The sequence below is a fragment of the Pseudomonas arvensis genome, from assembly GCF_056688935.1.
Map to the genome: position 1 here is coordinate 491,546 of NZ_CP162038.1, position 14,902 is coordinate 506,447.

8 protein-coding genes and 2 pseudogenes are annotated in these 14,902 nt (G+C 60.5%); 4 read left to right on the forward strand and 6 right to left on the reverse strand.

The window, feature by feature from the left end; all coding sequences use genetic code 11:
- Positions 1-24 precede the first annotated feature (24 nt).
- From AB3G88_RS02210 to AB3G88_RS02220, 3 genes and pseudogenes are all read right to left on the reverse strand, one after another.
- The gene (locus tag AB3G88_RS02210) at positions 25-1,767 is read right to left on the reverse strand and encodes a potassium/proton antiporter (RefSeq protein ID WP_099583744.1); all 1,743 of its coding nucleotides are present in this window, start codon (positions 1,765-1,767) and stop codon (positions 25-27) included.
- A 172-nt stretch (positions 1,768-1,939) separates the two neighbouring features.
- A complete protein-coding gene (locus AB3G88_RS02215; RefSeq protein ID WP_371926581.1) occupies positions 1,940-2,812 on the reverse strand; it encodes a methyl-accepting chemotaxis protein in 873 nt (290 codons plus the stop codon).
- Positions 2,813-2,842: 30 nt separating this feature from the next.
- A pseudogene (locus tag AB3G88_RS02220) lies at positions 2,843-3,565 on the reverse strand (MCP four helix bundle domain-containing protein); the annotation flags it as partial.
- A gap of 278 nt (positions 3,566-3,843) precedes the next feature.
- On the opposite strand from AB3G88_RS02220, the gene AB3G88_RS02225 reads away from it, so the two are divergent.
- Positions 3,844-4,074 carry a hypothetical protein gene (locus AB3G88_RS02225; protein WP_099583742.1) on the forward strand — a complete coding sequence of 77 codons (231 nt, stop codon included), beginning with the start codon at positions 3,844-3,846 and terminating at the stop codon, positions 4,072-4,074.
- Positions 4,071-4,364: a cell division protein ZapA gene (locus tag AB3G88_RS02230; RefSeq protein ID WP_112193081.1), complete on the forward strand. Its 294-nt coding sequence runs from the start codon at positions 4,071-4,073 to the stop codon at positions 4,362-4,364. Before AB3G88_RS02225 ends, AB3G88_RS02230 begins: the two co-directional genes overlap by 4 nt.
- A gap of 55 nt (positions 4,365-4,419) precedes the next feature.
- Here AB3G88_RS02230 and AB3G88_RS02235 read toward each other — a convergent pair whose 3' ends face one another.
- The 3 genes and pseudogenes from AB3G88_RS02235 to putA form a co-directional block, all read right to left on the reverse strand.
- Positions 4,420-4,620 carry a hypothetical protein gene (locus AB3G88_RS02235; RefSeq protein ID WP_480453028.1) on the reverse strand — a complete coding sequence of 67 codons (201 nt, stop codon included), beginning with the start codon at positions 4,618-4,620 and terminating at the stop codon, positions 4,420-4,422.
- A gap of 171 nt (positions 4,621-4,791) precedes the next feature.
- A pseudogene (locus AB3G88_RS02240) lies at positions 4,792-6,595 on the reverse strand (acyl-CoA dehydrogenase).
- Between the two features lie 183 nt (positions 6,596-6,778).
- A complete protein-coding gene (gene putA / locus AB3G88_RS02245; RefSeq protein ID WP_480453030.1) occupies positions 6,779-10,732 on the reverse strand; it encodes a trifunctional transcriptional regulator/proline dehydrogenase/L-glutamate gamma-semialdehyde dehydrogenase in 3,954 nt (1,317 codons plus the stop codon).
- A gap of 460 nt (positions 10,733-11,192) precedes the next feature.
- On the opposite strand from putA, the gene putP reads away from it, so the two are divergent.
- Both putP and AB3G88_RS02255 read left to right on the forward strand, forming a co-directional pair.
- On the forward strand, positions 11,193-12,677 hold the full coding sequence (putP, locus tag AB3G88_RS02250; RefSeq protein WP_099583739.1) for a sodium/proline symporter PutP: 1,485 nt from the start codon (positions 11,193-11,195) through the stop codon (positions 12,675-12,677).
- Positions 12,678-12,881: 204 nt separating this feature from the next.
- Positions 12,882-14,897, forward strand: a complete 2,016-nt coding sequence (locus AB3G88_RS02255; RefSeq protein WP_480453032.1) for a type VI secretion system Vgr family protein — start codon at positions 12,882-12,884, stop codon at positions 14,895-14,897.
- The last annotated feature ends 5 nt before the right edge of the window (positions 14,898-14,902 follow it).

Sequence of the window (14,902 nt, forward strand, 5' to 3'; positions counted from 1 at the left end):
GGGAGCGTGCTGTCGCTCCGCAGTTTAGAGGAAGAGTCCGGGGCCCGGGCGACTTCCTTCGGGGAATCTGACGCCCACTTTGCCGATCTTGTTCCCGTCCATGACCGCGACGGTCCAGATGGTGTTGTTCCACTCCACCTGGTCGCCGACGATGGGGGCGCCACCGACTTTTTGGGTGATGAAGCTGCTCAGTGGCATGTCCGGATCGATACCCTCCAACTTCAGGCCGTACAGGGCCGAAACCGCGCCCAGCTGGGCGTCGCCTTCCAGCACGAAGTCGCCGAAGAAGCGCAGGTCGAGGCCGCGTTGCGGTGCCTGGCTGAACAGTTTGCCGAGGGCTGGCAGGTTGTGTTCATGGCCGATCACACAGAGCAGATCGTCGACTTCCAGCACCGTACTACCCGACGGATGGAGCAGTTGCTGGCCACGAAACAGTGCCGCAATCCGCGTGCCCTCGGGCATTTTCAGCTCGCGCAGGGCTGCGCCGATGCACCATTTTTCGGCGCCCAGGCGGTACACGAACAGCTCCCACTCGCTGGTAACGTGTACTTCCAGGGCTGCGCGGGAGATCGGCGCCGGGTCCGGTGGTACGGTCACTTTCAGCAACTTGGCCACCCACGGCAGGCTCGTGCCTTGTACCAGCAGCGACACCAGCACGATAAAGAACGCCAGGTTGAAGTACAGCTGCGCATGGGGCAGGCCGGCCATCAGCGGGAACACCGCGAGAATGATCGGCACCGCGCCGCGCAGGCCGACCCACGCGATAAAGCCTTTTTCGCGACCGTGGAATGCCTTGAACGGCAGCAGGCCGACCATCACCGACAACGGCCGCGCAAACAGGATCATCCACAGCGCCAAGCCCAGGGCCGGCAGGGCGATTGGCAGCAAATCATGGGGCGTGACCAACAGGCCCAGCACCAGGAACATGCCGATCTGTGCGAGCCAGGCCATGCCGTCGAGCATATGCAAGATGCCATGACGGCTGCGCACCGGGCGGTTGCCGATCACCAGGCCGCACAGGTAAACGGCGAGGAAACCGCTGCCGTGCAAGGCGTTGGTCAGGGCGAAGACGAACAGGCCACCGGCGATCACCAGGATCGGATACAGGCCGGTGGCCAGGTTGATGCGGTTGACCATCTGCAGCATCAGCCAGCCGCCGCCCAGGCCAACCATGCCGCCGATGCCGAATTCGCGCACCAGATGCGTCAGCAGGCTCCAGTGCAGGCCGGTCTGGCCGCTGGCGAGCATGTCGATCAGGGTGACGGTGAGGAACACCGCCATTGGGTCGTTGCTGCCGGATTCGATTTCCAGCGTGGCGGTAACCCGTTCGTTCAGGCCCTTGCCGCCGAGCAGCGAGAATACCGCCGCGGCGTCGGTGGAACCGACAATCGCGCCAATCAACAAGCCTTGGATAATATTGAGGTCAAACAGCCAGGCTGCCGCCATGCCGGTGAGGCCGGTGGTGATCAACACCCCCACCGTGGCCAGGGACAACGCCGGCCAGAGTGCCACGCGGAAACTCGCCACCCGCGTGCGCAAGCCACCGTCGAGCAGGATCACGGCCAGTGCGAGGTTGCCCACCAGGTAGGCGGTCGGGTAGTTGTCGAAAATGATGCCGCCGCCATCGACGCCGGCGACCATGCCCACGGCCAGGATGATCACCAGGATCGGAATCCCCAGGCGCGACGAAAGAGAACTCACCAGAATGCTCGCACTCACCAGCAACGCGCCGATCAAGAACAGGCTGTTGATGGTCGTCGCATTCAAAGGCAGTACTCCATAAGCAAACAAGACGGGACGCAAACTGACCATGCAGTCTGCGTGCCAGGGATTCTAACCTGTTGAATTGCGGTGCTGTCAAAAAGCTTTTAACGCCGGGCGCAGATCTGAATGTGGGAGGGGGCAGGCCCCTCCCACATTTTTAACTGAGTGCATTCAGTTAGAGGCGGAACCGCCCCACCATCCCATTCAAATCCACCGCCAACCGCGACAACTCACTGCTCGCCGCACTGGTCTGGCTGGCGCCGGTCGCCGACTGCACCGACAGGTCACGAATGTTCACCAGGTTGCGGTCTACTTCCCGTGCCACCTGCGCCTGCTCTTCCGCTGCGCTGGCGATCACCAGGTTACGTTCATTGATCTGCACAATCGCCGTGTTGATGGTGTCCAGCGACATCCCTGCGCCTTTGGCGATGTTCAGTGTCGATTCAGCACGTTCGGTGCTGTTACGCATCGAGTCCACCGCGTGCTCGGTGCCGGCCTGGATACTGCCGATCATCCGCTCGATCTCGCTGGTGGACTGCTGGGTGCGATGGGCGAGGGCGCGTACTTCATCGGCCACCACCGCAAACCCACGCCCGGCTTCACCGGCGCGCGCTGCTTCGATGGCGGCATTCAGGGCCAGCAGGTTGGTCTGGTCGGCCAGACCGCGAATCACGTCCAGCACCTTGCCGATATCCCGCGACTCATTGGCCAGGTCGCCAATCAGCGTGGCGGTGGCTTGTACGTCGCCGCTCATGCGTTCGATGGCGCTGACGGTTTCCTGTACCAGGTCACGGCCATCGCCGGCCGAAGAGGTGGCATTGCGCGAGGCTTCGGAAGTGCTCACCGCATTGCGCGCAACTTCTTCGACAGCGCTGGTCATCTCGTTGACGGCGGTGGCGGCTTGCTCGATTTCGTTGTTCTGCTGGGTCAGGCCACGGGCGCTTTCGTCGGTGACGGCGTTCAGCTCTTCGGCGGCGGAAGCCAACTGGGTGGCAGAGCCGGCGATGCGTTGCAGGGTGTCGCGCAGCTTGTCCTGCATCTTGGCCATGGCGGCGAGCAGGCGTCCGGCTTCGTCGTTGCCATCAACCTTGATCGGCCGCGTCAGGTTACCTTCGGCCACTTCTTCGGCGGCTTCCAGCGCTTGGGCGATCGGGACGGTGATGCTGCGGGTCAACAGCCAGGCAAACAGCACGGTCAGCGCCGTGGCGATCACCAGCAGGCCCACGACCAGGTCGAAGGCCGCGTTGTATTGGTCTTCCGCCTCCTGGTTAGTCGCCAGTGCCATCTTGTTCTTGATGTCCAGCAAACGGGTGAGCACTGCGTTGACCTGCTCGGAGTTGCTCAGCAGCTCGGTATTGAGCAGCGTACGCAACTCTTCCACCTGATTGGCGCGGGACAGGCTCTTCATGCGCTCTTCGATCTGATGGTACTGGCCGAGCAAGCGCACGTATTCGTTGTAGGTGGAGCGCTCTTCGCTGCTTTCGATCAGTTTTTCGTAGACGTCCTGGGCGGTGCGGATCTGCTGGTTGCGCAGCTCGAAGGACTCCAGGGTCTTTTGCTGTACGTCCGGCTCGCGGTTGGTCAGCAAGCGGTACGACAGCACCCGCAGGCGCAGGGTCAGTTGGGTGAACTCATCAAGCGCACGGATGCTTGGCACGCTGGACAGGGTGATATCTTCGGTCGCGCCACGGATCTTGCTCATCTGGTTCAGGGCGAACACACCGAGAAACAGCATCAGTGCACCAATAAACGCAAAGCCGAGGAAGGCCCTCGGAGCGATATTCATATTACGAAGCGACATGCGGGAATCCTGGGGAGAAGCGCGATCCGTGCGGGGGGTGAGACGGGGTGTGCTTCTCTATCGGTCCTACGACTAAAGTCTAAAGGGGCGTGTGCGTTTTTGTCGCATCTGACGAGGGGTTTGGCCGATTCAGGAACCAGATCGGGTAAATGCAGTCACTAAGGCTCGAAAGTGCGGCCCGGCCCTTAAAAATCGGGCTGCGCGCCGGGGATAACCCTGGCATACGAGGTGAATTTTCTTTATCGTCACCGCCCTTTGAAAAAGCCCGAGAAATCAAAATGTTAGAAGCATCCCTCAGCCAATTGGAACAACTGGTCAGCGACCTGGTACAGCAGAATCAAGACCTGCTGGGCCGCAACGAATCCCTCAAGGCCGAACTGGCCAACGCCAAGGATGAGAACGACAGCCTGCAACTGAGCCTGATGGAACAGGAAGAAAAACACGGCGCTACCGCTGCCCGTATCCAGGCGTTGGTTGAGCGTGTGAGCGCAGGGCCTGTCAGCGCATGAATGAAGGGATAAAGGTCGTTTCGATTCTCGGAGAGGATTACTCGATCAAGGCGCCAGCGGGGGAAGACAAGACCCTGATGCACGCCGTGACCATGCTCAAGGCCTCCCTGGCCACCACCAAGAAAAAGTACCCGACCCTGATCGGTGACAAATTACTGGTGCTGGCGGCGCTGAACCTGTGCGCCGAGCAGATCGAATTGCAGCAGGCTCATCAACAGGAACTCGACCGTTACCAAGAGCAAGTCAGCGCCACGGTCGATGTAATCTCCAAGGTGATTGGGCAGCCATAGTAAAAGCATGCTGGCGCGCAACGTTTTTCAGCGCGCGCCAGGCTTTTTCCGATGTTTACTCGTACACGATTTCGATGCTGTATTCGTCGTAGGTTTTAAATTTGTAAACTTTGTTAATTACTGTTGTCTTATTTCCCAAAACGTCCAGGACATCGCCTGCGTTGGCATAGATCAAGTATTCATCAAGCGTTATAGCTTTTGCGATCGAAGGATCGCCGCTCTTATGGACGAGAGTAATTTTCGGGGCGGTTTTCATGTTGATTCCTCAAAATGGGCAGCAGTAGGTCATTGGTATGGAAGCCAGTGTGAACACGCTCTCAACACCTGAAAGCCTACCCCTTGAAAAGTCTCCTCGGTAACTGTCAGAAATCACAGTTGTTTAGAACTCTTGTTCATTAGCTCGCACGCCCAGACTATTTCGCCGCTATTAGAACCACGCATCCTGCATCCCCAGGCACGTATCATCGCGTGCCTCCAGAATCGCCAGTTCATGATGGCAGCCCGGTACTTCCCAGGTCAGGAAGTAACGGGCGGCCTGGAGCTTGCCTTTATAGAAGGCAACATCCGCCGCATTGCCCCTGGCCAGCCCTTCTTCGGCGCGAATCGCCTGCTCCAGCCAGCGCCAGCCAATCACCGTATGCCCGAACACTTTCAGGTACAGCGCCGAGTTCGCCAGGCTGCTGTTGACCTTGCCGTGGGCGAGATCCGTCAGCAGACCCAGGGTGACTTGTTGCAGGCGCGCTACCAGGTGTTCAAGCGGTTCTCTGATGGCGGTAAGTGATGGGTACTCCTGGGCGCGGGCGCCGGTTTCGGCGATCAGGCGGATCAGTTGCTTTAGCCCCGCGCCGCCATTCTGCGCCAGCTTGCGCCCGAGCAAATCCAGGGACTGGATGCCGTGGGTGCCTTCGTGGATCGGGTTCAGGCGGTTGTCGCGGTAGTACTGTTCCACCGGGTATTCGCGGGTGTAGCCGTGGCCGCCGAGGATCTGGATCGCCAGTTCGTTAGCCTTGAGGCAGAACTCCGAGGGCCAGGATTTGACGATGGGCGTGAGCAGGTCCAGCAGCTCGTGGGCCTGTTTGCGCTCGGTCTCGGTTGCCAGTGTGGTGGTGTCATCGAATAGGCGCGCGGCGTACAGGCCTAGGTCGAAGGCGCCTTCGACGTAGGCTTTTTGGGTCAGCAGCATGCGCTTGATGTCGGCGTGCTGGATGATCGACACCGGCGCCGTTGTAGGATCTTTGCTGTCGGGCAGGCGCCCTTGCGGGCGTTCGCGGGCGTATTCCAGGGAATACAGGTAGCCGGCGTAACCGAGCATGACCGCGCCCATGCCGACGCCGATGCGCGCTTCGTTCATCATCTGGAACATGCAGCTCAGCCCCTGGTGTGGCTTGCCCACCAGATAGCCGACACAGTTGCCGTTATCGCCGAAATTCAGCGCGGTCGACGTGGTGCCGCGCCAGCCCATCTTGTGAAACAGCCCGGCCAACAACACGTCGTTGCGTGCACCGAGGCTGCCGTCATCGTTGACCAGGAATTTGGGCACGATAAACAGCGAAATGCCCTTCACCCCGGCCGGCGCGTCCGGCAGCTTGGCCAGCACCATGTGCACGATGTTTTCCGACAGCGGATGGTCGCCCCCGGAGATAAAGATCTTGTTGCCCTTGAGGCGATAGCTGCCGTCAGCCGCAGGTTCGGCGCGTGTACGAATATCCGACAGCGATGAGCCCGCGTGGGGTTCGGTCAGGGCCATGGTGCCGAAGAAGCGTCCGTTCGATCATCGGTTGCAGGAAGCGTTGCTTCTGCTCCTCGGTGCCGAAGCTTTCGATCAGGTTGGCCGCGCCCATGGTCAGGAACGGGTAGGAAGTAGACGCTGCGTTGGCCGACTGGAAGTGCGCAAAGCAGGCCTGGGACAGCAAGGTCGGCAGTTGCATGCCACCGGCTTCGAAACTGCGGGCGGCATTGAGGAAGCCGGCCTCCAGGAAGGCATCCACGGCCGGTTTGACTTCCGGGATCAGGATCGCCTGACCGTCTTCGTAGCGCGGTTCGTTTTCGTCGTTTTTGCGGTTATGCGGCGCGAAATATTTTTCGGCGATGGAGCGGGCCGTGCTGATGGCCGCATCGAAGGTTTCGCGGTTGTGCTCGGCAAACCGCTCGCGCTGGGTCAGGCCCTCGGCATCGAGGACTTCGTACAGCTCGAAAGCCAGATTGCGGGAACTGAGCAGCGTCTCGGACATGGCGGCTTACCTTTGGAGGAATTGGCCTGAGTCTAAGTGTGCGAATGGAGGGTGGATAGCAAGATTGATCTGGGTGATGGAGGACCAGAATGTGGGAGGGGGCTTGCCCCCGATTGCGGTGTGTCAGCCAGAGATAGGTTGGCTGATCCACTGCAATCGGGGGCAAGCCCCCTCCCACATTAGTTAGCCGATGGTCATCAGGCTGGCGTTGCCGCCCGCCGCAGCGGTGTTGACGCTCAACGCCCGCTCGATCACCAGGCGCTCCAGCGCGATCGCCGTTTCGCCCTGCGACAAACCGTGTACGCCGACAATCGCCCCACCACGCTGTGCCACTTGCTGGCACACCGCACGCAGTTGGTCGGAATCACCGTGATGCAGGACCGCGTCAAACACCACCTCGTCCTTGGTCCAGTCAGCCACGCGCTTGATCTTCGCCTGAATATCCTTAGGCAGGCGTGGGAACAAGGCCTTGGTCAGGTCAGTTTCCGGCCATACCGCAGAACCACCCACCGCCAGCACTGCCGCCAGTTGCGTCAACAGATCGCCTTCCACGTCCGCCAGGCACAACACGTGCTCGCGGGGCAGGATGGCGTAGCTGTTGCGCTCGCCGGTCGGGCCGGCCAGTTGGCGGGTGATACCGCTCTGGGACTGCGCGGCGAACTGGCTGCACAGGGCACTCAGCTCGCTGAACGACTGGCTGTCAGCCCAGGCTTTCAGGGCGGTCAGCGGTTGGCTCATGGCGTCGCGCAGACGTACATCCGGTGCAGCCAACTTGTCGCCACGTATGAAGGATTGCTCGATCGCATCGGTAGGACGAGTCGACAGCAGGCGGTACAGGTACAGCGGGCCACCGGCTTTCGGGCCGGTACCCGACAAGCCTTCGCCGCCGAACGGTTGCACGCCGACCACGGCACCCACGATGTTACGGTTCACGTAGACGTTACCAGCATTGACGTTGTCGATCACCTTGGCGATGGTCTCGTCGATACGGGTATGCACGCCCAGGGTCAGGCCGTAACCGGATGCGTTGATCTGGCCGATCAGTTGGTCGATCTCTTTACGCTTGTAGCGCACCACGTGCAGCACCGGGCCGAAGATCTCGCGTTGCAGCTCGTCGAAGCTTTCCAGCTCGATCAGGGTTGGCATCACGAAGGTGCCGCGCTTGACCTCTTCACCATCGGCAATCGCCACTTGGTACACATTGCGGCCTTTGTCGCGCATGGCCTGGATGTGTTTCTCGATGCCGGCCTTGGCTTCGGCGTCGATCACCGGGCCAATGTCTACCGACAGGCGTTCCGGGTTACCGAGGCGGCATTCAGCCATGGCGCCCTTGAGCATTTCGATGACGCGGTCTGCCGAATCTTCCTGCAGGCACAGTACACGCAGGGCCGAGCAACGCTGGCCGGCACTGTCGAAGGCCGAAGAGACTACGTCGATAACCACCTGCTCGGTCAGCGCCGAAGAATCCACGATCATCGCGTTCTGGCCACCGGTTTCGGCGATCAACGGGATCGGACGACCCTGGGCATCCAGACGACCGGCGACATTGCGTTGCAGCAGGCGCGCCACTTCGGTGGAGCCGGTGAACATCACGCCTTTGACGCGATCATCACCCACCAGGCGGGCACCCACGCTTTCGCCCTGGCCCGGCAGCAGTTGCAGCACGCCTTCCGGAATACCGGCTTCCAGCAGGATGCGCACGGCTTGTGCAGCGACCAGCGGGGTTTGCTCGGCAGGCTTGGCCAGTACCGGGTTGCCGGCGGCCAATGCGGCGGCAACTTGGCCACTGAAAATTGCCAGCGGGAAGTTCCATGGGCTGATGCAGACCACCGGGCCCAGTGGGCGGTGGGCATCATTGGTGAAGTCGTTACGGGCCTGTACGGCGTAGTAACGCAGGAAGTCCACGGCTTCACGCACTTCGGCAATGGCGTTGGCGAAGGTCTTGCCAGCTTCGCGAGCCAGCAGGCCCATCAGCGGCTGGATCTCGCCCTCCATCAGGTCAGCGGCGCGTTCCAGGATCGCAGCGCGTTCGGCGGGCGGAGTAGCCTGCCAGATCGGGCCCGCGTTGATGGCGCATTGAATCGCGTTGTCGACGTCTTCGACCGTGGCTTCTTGAACCTGGCCGACCACATCTCGCAGGTCAGACGGGTTCAATACCGGCGCAGACGGCTGGTCGCTGGAGGCGCAACCCAGCATCGGCGCAGCTTTCCAGTTGTTGTGTGCGGTCGCCAGCAAGGCGCAGGACAGCGACGCCAGGCGGTGTTCGTTGGCCAGGTCGATACCCGCCGAGTTGGCGCGGTCGCTGCCGTAAAGGTCACGCGGCAAGGGGATACGCGGGTGCGGCAAGCCGAAGCCGCCTTCCTGCGTAGCCATTTGCTCGATGCTGGCCACTGGGTCGGCCACCAGCTCCTGAATGGAGATGGACTGGTCGGCGATGCGATTGACGAACGAGGTGTTGGCGCCGTTTTCCAGCAGGCGTCGCACCAGATAAGCCAGGAGTGTTTCGTGGGTGCCGACCGGTGCGTACACGCGGCACGGACGGTTCAACTTGCCCTCGGCTACCTTGCCTACAACCTGTTCGTACAACGGCTCACCCATGCCGTGCAGGCATTGGAACTCGTACTGGCCGGGGTAATAGTTCTGGCCGGCGATATGGTAGATGGCCGACAGGGTATGGGCGTTGTGCGTGGCGAACTGCGGGTAGATGACTTCCGGCACCGACAGCAGTTTGCGTGCGCAGGCAATGTAGGAAACGTCGGTGTACACCTTGCGGGTGTAGACCGGGTAGCCTTCCAGGCCTTCGACCTGGGCGCGCTTGATTTCGCTGTCCCAGTACGCACCTTTTACCAGGCGGATCATCAGGCGATGGCGGCTGCGGCGCGCCAGGTCGATGACGTAGTCGATCACATACGGGCAACGTTTCTGGTAGGCCTGGATCACGAAACCGATGCCGTTCCAGCCGGTCAGTTGCGGCTCGAAGCACAGGCGCTCCAGCAGGTCCAGGGACAGCTCCAGGCGGTCGGCTTCTTCGGCATCGATGTTCAGGCCGATGTCATATTGCTTGGCCAGCAGGGTCAGGGACAGCAGGCGCGGGTACAACTCGTCCATCACACGCTCGTACTGCGCCCGGCTGTAACGCGGGTGCAGTGCCGACAGCTTGATGGAAATGCCCGGGCCTTCATAAATCCCACGACCGTGAGAGGCTTTGCCGATGGAGTGAATGGCTTGTTCGTACGACGCCAGGTATTTCTGGGCATCGTGTTCGGTGAGTGCGGCTTCACCGAGCATGTCGTAGGAATAGCGGAAACCTTTGGCTTCGAACTTGCTCGCGTTGGCCAGGGCTTCGGCGATGGTTTCGCCGGTGACGAACTGCTCGCCCATCAGGCGCATGGCCATGTCGACGCCCTTGCGGATCATCGGCTCGCCGCTCTTGCCGATGATGCGGCTCAGGGACGAGGTCAAGCCCGCTTCGTTATGGGTGGCGACCAGTTTACCGGTCAGCAGCAGGCCCCAGGTGGCGGCGTTGACGAACAGCGACGGGCTGTTGCCCAGGTGCGGGTGCCAGTTGCCGGTGCTGATCTTGTCGCGGATCAGCGCGTCACGGGTGCCTTTGTCCGGGATGCGCAGCAGCGCTTCGGCCAGGCACATCAGCGCCACGCCTTCCTGGGACGACAGCGAGAATTCTTGCAGCAGGCCCTGAACAATACCGGCACGGCCGCCGGCACTCTTTTGATTGCGCAGTTTCTCTGCAATGGAGGCGGCCAGCTTATTGGTAGCTTCGGCCATCGGGGCCGGCAGACGGGCCTGTTCGATCAGCATCGGTACCACTTCCGGCTCAGGGCGACGGTAAGCGGCGGTGATCGAGGCGCGCAGTACGGACTGCGGCAGGATGCTCTCGGCGAACTCAAGGAAGCATTGGTGCGCGTGGTCTGCCTGGACCTCGCCTGCATCATCGGCGTCCTTGCTGCTCAAGCCGTTGAGTTCGGTCAGGGTTGCACCACCCTCCAGTTTCTCCAGGTAATTGAAAATCGCCTGCTTGATCAGCCAGTGCGGCGTGCGATCAATGGAGGTCGCGGCAGCCTTCAGGCGTTCGCGGGTCGGGTCGTCAAGTTTGACCCCAAGGGTGGTCGTCGCCATTTTCTTATCCTCATGGGTGCCACTACCGAGTGGCATCAGCTGGCGGCAAGATTAGCTTTGCGCATCAAGAGGTGCAACCGGGTGCAACCTTTTTTATCCATGAAATTCTCGACGTTCATCCGAAATAAATTTGGCTACAACTGAATCCGCTTTGTCTTGGTGCATTTGCTTCTGACTTCGGCTGTTCTTGCTCCGAAAAGGAGCAAAAACAGGGCGTTTTGTCGATTTCATATCTGGGTGCAACTTATTCGAAAGAAACTGGTTGCACCTTATTTGCTTTGTTGAATAGCATTCGCGACCAAGGTGCAACCGTCGGTAAAACGAGGTTCATCGGCTGACGGCTTTCCTGGGGAAACGTCAGTCATAAATGCGCGGCACACAGGTTCGTTTACCCAGCTATACAGTGGGTAGCGTCTGTAAGACCGCTGCTACATAAAAACAAAGCCAGGGCGTCACTCATATGAGCGTTAGTAATCCAACCTTGATCACGTTCGTGATCTACATCGCAGCAATGGTGCTGATCGGCCTGATGGCCTATCGCTCCACCAACAACCTTTCCGATTACATCCTGGGCGGTCGCAGCCTCGGTAGCGTGGTGACAGCCTTGTCCGCCGGTGCTTCCGACATGAGCGGCTGGTTGTTGATGGGCCTGCCGGGCGCGATCTACATGTCCGGTCTGTCGGAAAGCTGGATCGCCATCGGCCTGATCGTCGGTGCTTACCTCAACTGGTTGTTCGTGGCCGGTCGCCTGCGGGTACAGACCGAGCACAACGGTGACGCCCTGACGCTGCCGGATTACTTCTCCAGCCGTTTCGAAGATAAAAGCGGCCTGCTGCGCATCATCTCTGCGGTCGTGATCCTGGTGTTCTTCACCATCTACTGCGCATCCGGCATCGTGGCCGGTGCCCGTCTGTTCGAAAGCACCTTCGGCATGTCCTACGAGACGGCGCTGTGGGCCGGTGCTGCGGCGACAATTGCCTACACCTTCATCGGTGGTTTCCTGGCAGTGAGCTGGACCGATACCGTGCAAGCCACGCTGATGATCTTCGCGTTGATCCTGACGCCCATCATCGTGCTGCTGGCCACCGGCGGTGTTGACACCACGTTCCTGGCGATTGAAGCCAAGGACCCAACCAGTTTCGACATGCTGAAAAACACCACCTTCATCGGCGTGATCTCGCTGATGGGCTGGGGCCTGGGCTACTTCGGCCAGCCGCACATCCTTGCGCGCTTCATGGCGGCGGATTCGGTCAAGTCGATCGCCAAGGCGCGTCGTATCTCCATGACCTGGATGATCCTGTGCCTGGCCGGTACTGTGGCCGTGGGCTTCTTCGGTATTGCCTACTTCTCGGCGCACCCAGAAGTGGCAGGTCCCGTGACCGAAAACCCTGAGCGTGTGTTTATCGAGCTGGCCAAAATCCTGTTCAACCCGTGGGTTGCCGGTGTCTTGCTGTCGGCGATCCTGGCGGCTGTAATGAGTACCTTGAGCTGCCAGTTGCTGGTGTGCTCCAGCGCCCTGACCGAAGACTTCTACAAAGCGTTTCTGCGCAAGAACGCCTCCCAGCTCGAACTGGTATGGATCGGTCGCCTGATGGTGCTGGTGGTTGCCCTGATCGCCATCGCCATGGCCGCCAACCCGGAAAACCGTGTACTGGGTCTGGTGAGCTACGCCTGGGCTGGTTTCGGTGCCGCATTCGGTCCTGTGGTCCTGATCTCGGTGATCTGGAAAGACATGACACGCAACGGCGCACTGGCCGGTATCCTGGTCGGCGCGATCACCGTGATCGTGTGGAAGCACTTCGAACTGTTGGGCCTGTACGAAATCATCCCAGGCTTCATCTTCGCCAGCCTCGCGATCTACTTCGTGAGCAAAATGGGCGCACCGACTGCCGGTATGGTTGAGCGTTTTGATGCAGCGGAAAAAGACTACAACCTCAATAAGTAATTCGTCTGGCGCTGAGCGTCCGATGAGTTGAAAAAAAGGCCCGCGTCCTACGGATGGCGGGCCTTTTTTTGTGCGTGTTTTTTCACGAGTTGAGGGCGATTCATACGCCCATGTGTAGGGCTTTACTGATTTATCGGACGCGCGCTCTGCAGGGCAAGGCAGTGGTGCAGAATCCACCGCCTACCCCTCGCAGAGAAACACCGGATGTTCGCTCCTGCCAATCAACATGCCTTTACCCTGACCCTTGACGGGGAACCGAGTGAACTCAAGGTATTTGAGTTTCACGGCGCCGAAGCCGTCAGCCAGCCCTATTGTTTTGACCTGGAGCTGGTCAGTGAGCAGCCCGACCTCGATTTGGAGAGCCTGCTGCATCGCCAGGTCTATCTCGGATTCGACGACCAGGGGCATGGCATTCATGGCCTGGTCTATCGGGTGGCGCAGGGCGATTCCGGGCGGCGCCTGACGCGTTATCAGATCCAGCTCGTGCCGCAGCTTGCGTATCTGCAGCACAGCAGTCACCAACGCATATTCCAGCACAAGACAGTGCCGCAGATCGTTGCGCTGGTGCTGGCGGAGCAGGGGGTCCATGCCGACCAATTCGAGTTTCACCTGAGTGGTGATTACCCCGAGCGCGAGTATTGCGTGCAATTCGGTGAAAGCGACCTGGCCTTCATTCAGCGGCTATGTGCCGAGCAGGGTATTCACTATCACTTCCGGCACTCGCCCGAACGGCATCTGCTGGTGTTTGGCGATGACCAGACCGTGTTCGCCCAGCCAGACCAGCCGACGCCCTATCAGCCAGGTTCCGGGATGGTGGCGGATACGCCTGCGATCAAGCGCTTTGTGGTGCAACTGGCAACCCGCACCACGGCGGTCAACCTGCGCGACTACGATTTCCGTAAGCCGAACCTGGTGTTGGAGAGTGGCGTTGCCGGCGCACACTCGCCACGGCTTGAAGAGCAGGGGTACCCCGGTCACTTTTCTGATCGGCCCCACGGTAAATACCTCGCGCAACGGGTGTTGGAGCGGCACCGTAGCGACTATCGAATTGCCCGTGGCAGCGGTGATGATCCCGCATTGGTCTGCGGCCATTTCCTCACGTTGACCGGTCACCCGCGTGACGCATGGAATGACTTGTGGCTGGTGACGCACGTTACCCACGAAGGTAAACAACCCCAGGTGCTGGAGGAGGCTGTGACCGAGGTTGCCGGTGGCGATTTTCGTCAGGGTTATCGCAATGAGTTTGTTGCCTCACCGTGGGACGTGATCTTTCGCCCGCCCTTGCCCGAGCAACCGCGGCCGACATTGGCGGGTTATCAAAACGCTGTGGTGACTGGCCCCGTCGACAGTGAAATTCATTGTGACGAATACGGGCGGGTCAAGGTGCAACTGGCCTGGGATCGACTCGGGGAGCACAACGACCATTCCAGCTGCTGGCTGCGGGTGGCCAGCGGTTGGGCCCATGACCGCTATGGTGCGGTACTTATTCCGCGAGTGGGTATGGAAGTGCTGGTGGGGTTCGTCAATGGTGATATGGACATGCCGCTGGTGATGGGTTGCCTGCCCAATGCGGCGACGGCGGTGCCCCTCGACCTGCCCGCAGACAAGACCCGCAGTGTCTTCCGTAGCCAGAGCAGCCCCGGCGGCGGTGGTTACAGCGAGCTGCGCATCGAAGACCGCAAGGGCGCCGAGGAAATCTACCTGCGCGCCCAGCGGGATTTTACCCAGCATGTGCTGCATGACCAGCGGGTGGAGGTCGACAATCAGCGTCGCATCAGGGTGGGTGGCGAGTCGCACCATGAACTGCAAGGTGAAGAGCAGCGCATTACCCACGGCAACCGCCTGATCGAACTCAAGCAGGATGATCACTTGGTCGTTGGTGGTTCGCAGCAGATGCGCGCCGGGCAGACCATTCAGATCGGCGCAGGGCAAAGCGTTGTGATTGACGCCGGGGCGAGCGTGACGATTCAGGCGGGCGGGCAATCGATCACCCTTTCGGCGGGCGGTATTTTCAGCAGCGTGCCGATCCAGCTTGGCGGCGGGCCTGCTCCGGCGGCGGCACCGTTGATGCCGGGGATTCAGGAAAAACTGCTGGCGATAATCCCCGCGCCGCTTAGCCTGGTGCAGGTGGCCAGCTTGAAACGTAGTGCGCCCTTTTGTGAGGAATGTGAGCGTTGCAGGAACGGGCAGTGCGCTGTCACCCATTCAACTCAGCCTTAAAAGGA

Bases quoted from the DNA above. Each gene is read 5' to 3' on its own strand.
- AB3G88_RS02235 (WP_480453028.1), bottom strand. From the start codon at position 4,620: ATGAAAACCGCCCCGAAAATTACTCTCGTCCATAAGAGCGGCGATCCT.
- putA (WP_480453030.1), bottom strand. From the start codon at position 10,732: ATGGCGACGACCACCCTTGGGGTCAAACTTGACGACCCGACCCGCGAA.
- AB3G88_RS02230 (WP_112193081.1), top strand. From the start codon at position 4,071: ATGAATGAAGGGATAAAGGTCGTTTCGATTCTCGGAGAGGATTACTCG.
- AB3G88_RS02215 (WP_371926581.1), bottom strand. From the start codon at position 2,812: ATGGCCAAGATGCAGGACAAGCTGCGCGACACCCTGCAACGCATCGCC.
- putP (WP_099583739.1), top strand. From the start codon at position 11,193: ATGAGCGTTAGTAATCCAACCTTGATCACGTTCGTGATCTACATCGCA.
- AB3G88_RS02255 (WP_480453032.1), top strand. From the start codon at position 12,882: ATGTTCGCTCCTGCCAATCAACATGCCTTTACCCTGACCCTTGACGGG.
- AB3G88_RS02225 (WP_099583742.1), top strand. From the start codon at position 3,844: ATGTTAGAAGCATCCCTCAGCCAATTGGAACAACTGGTCAGCGACCTG.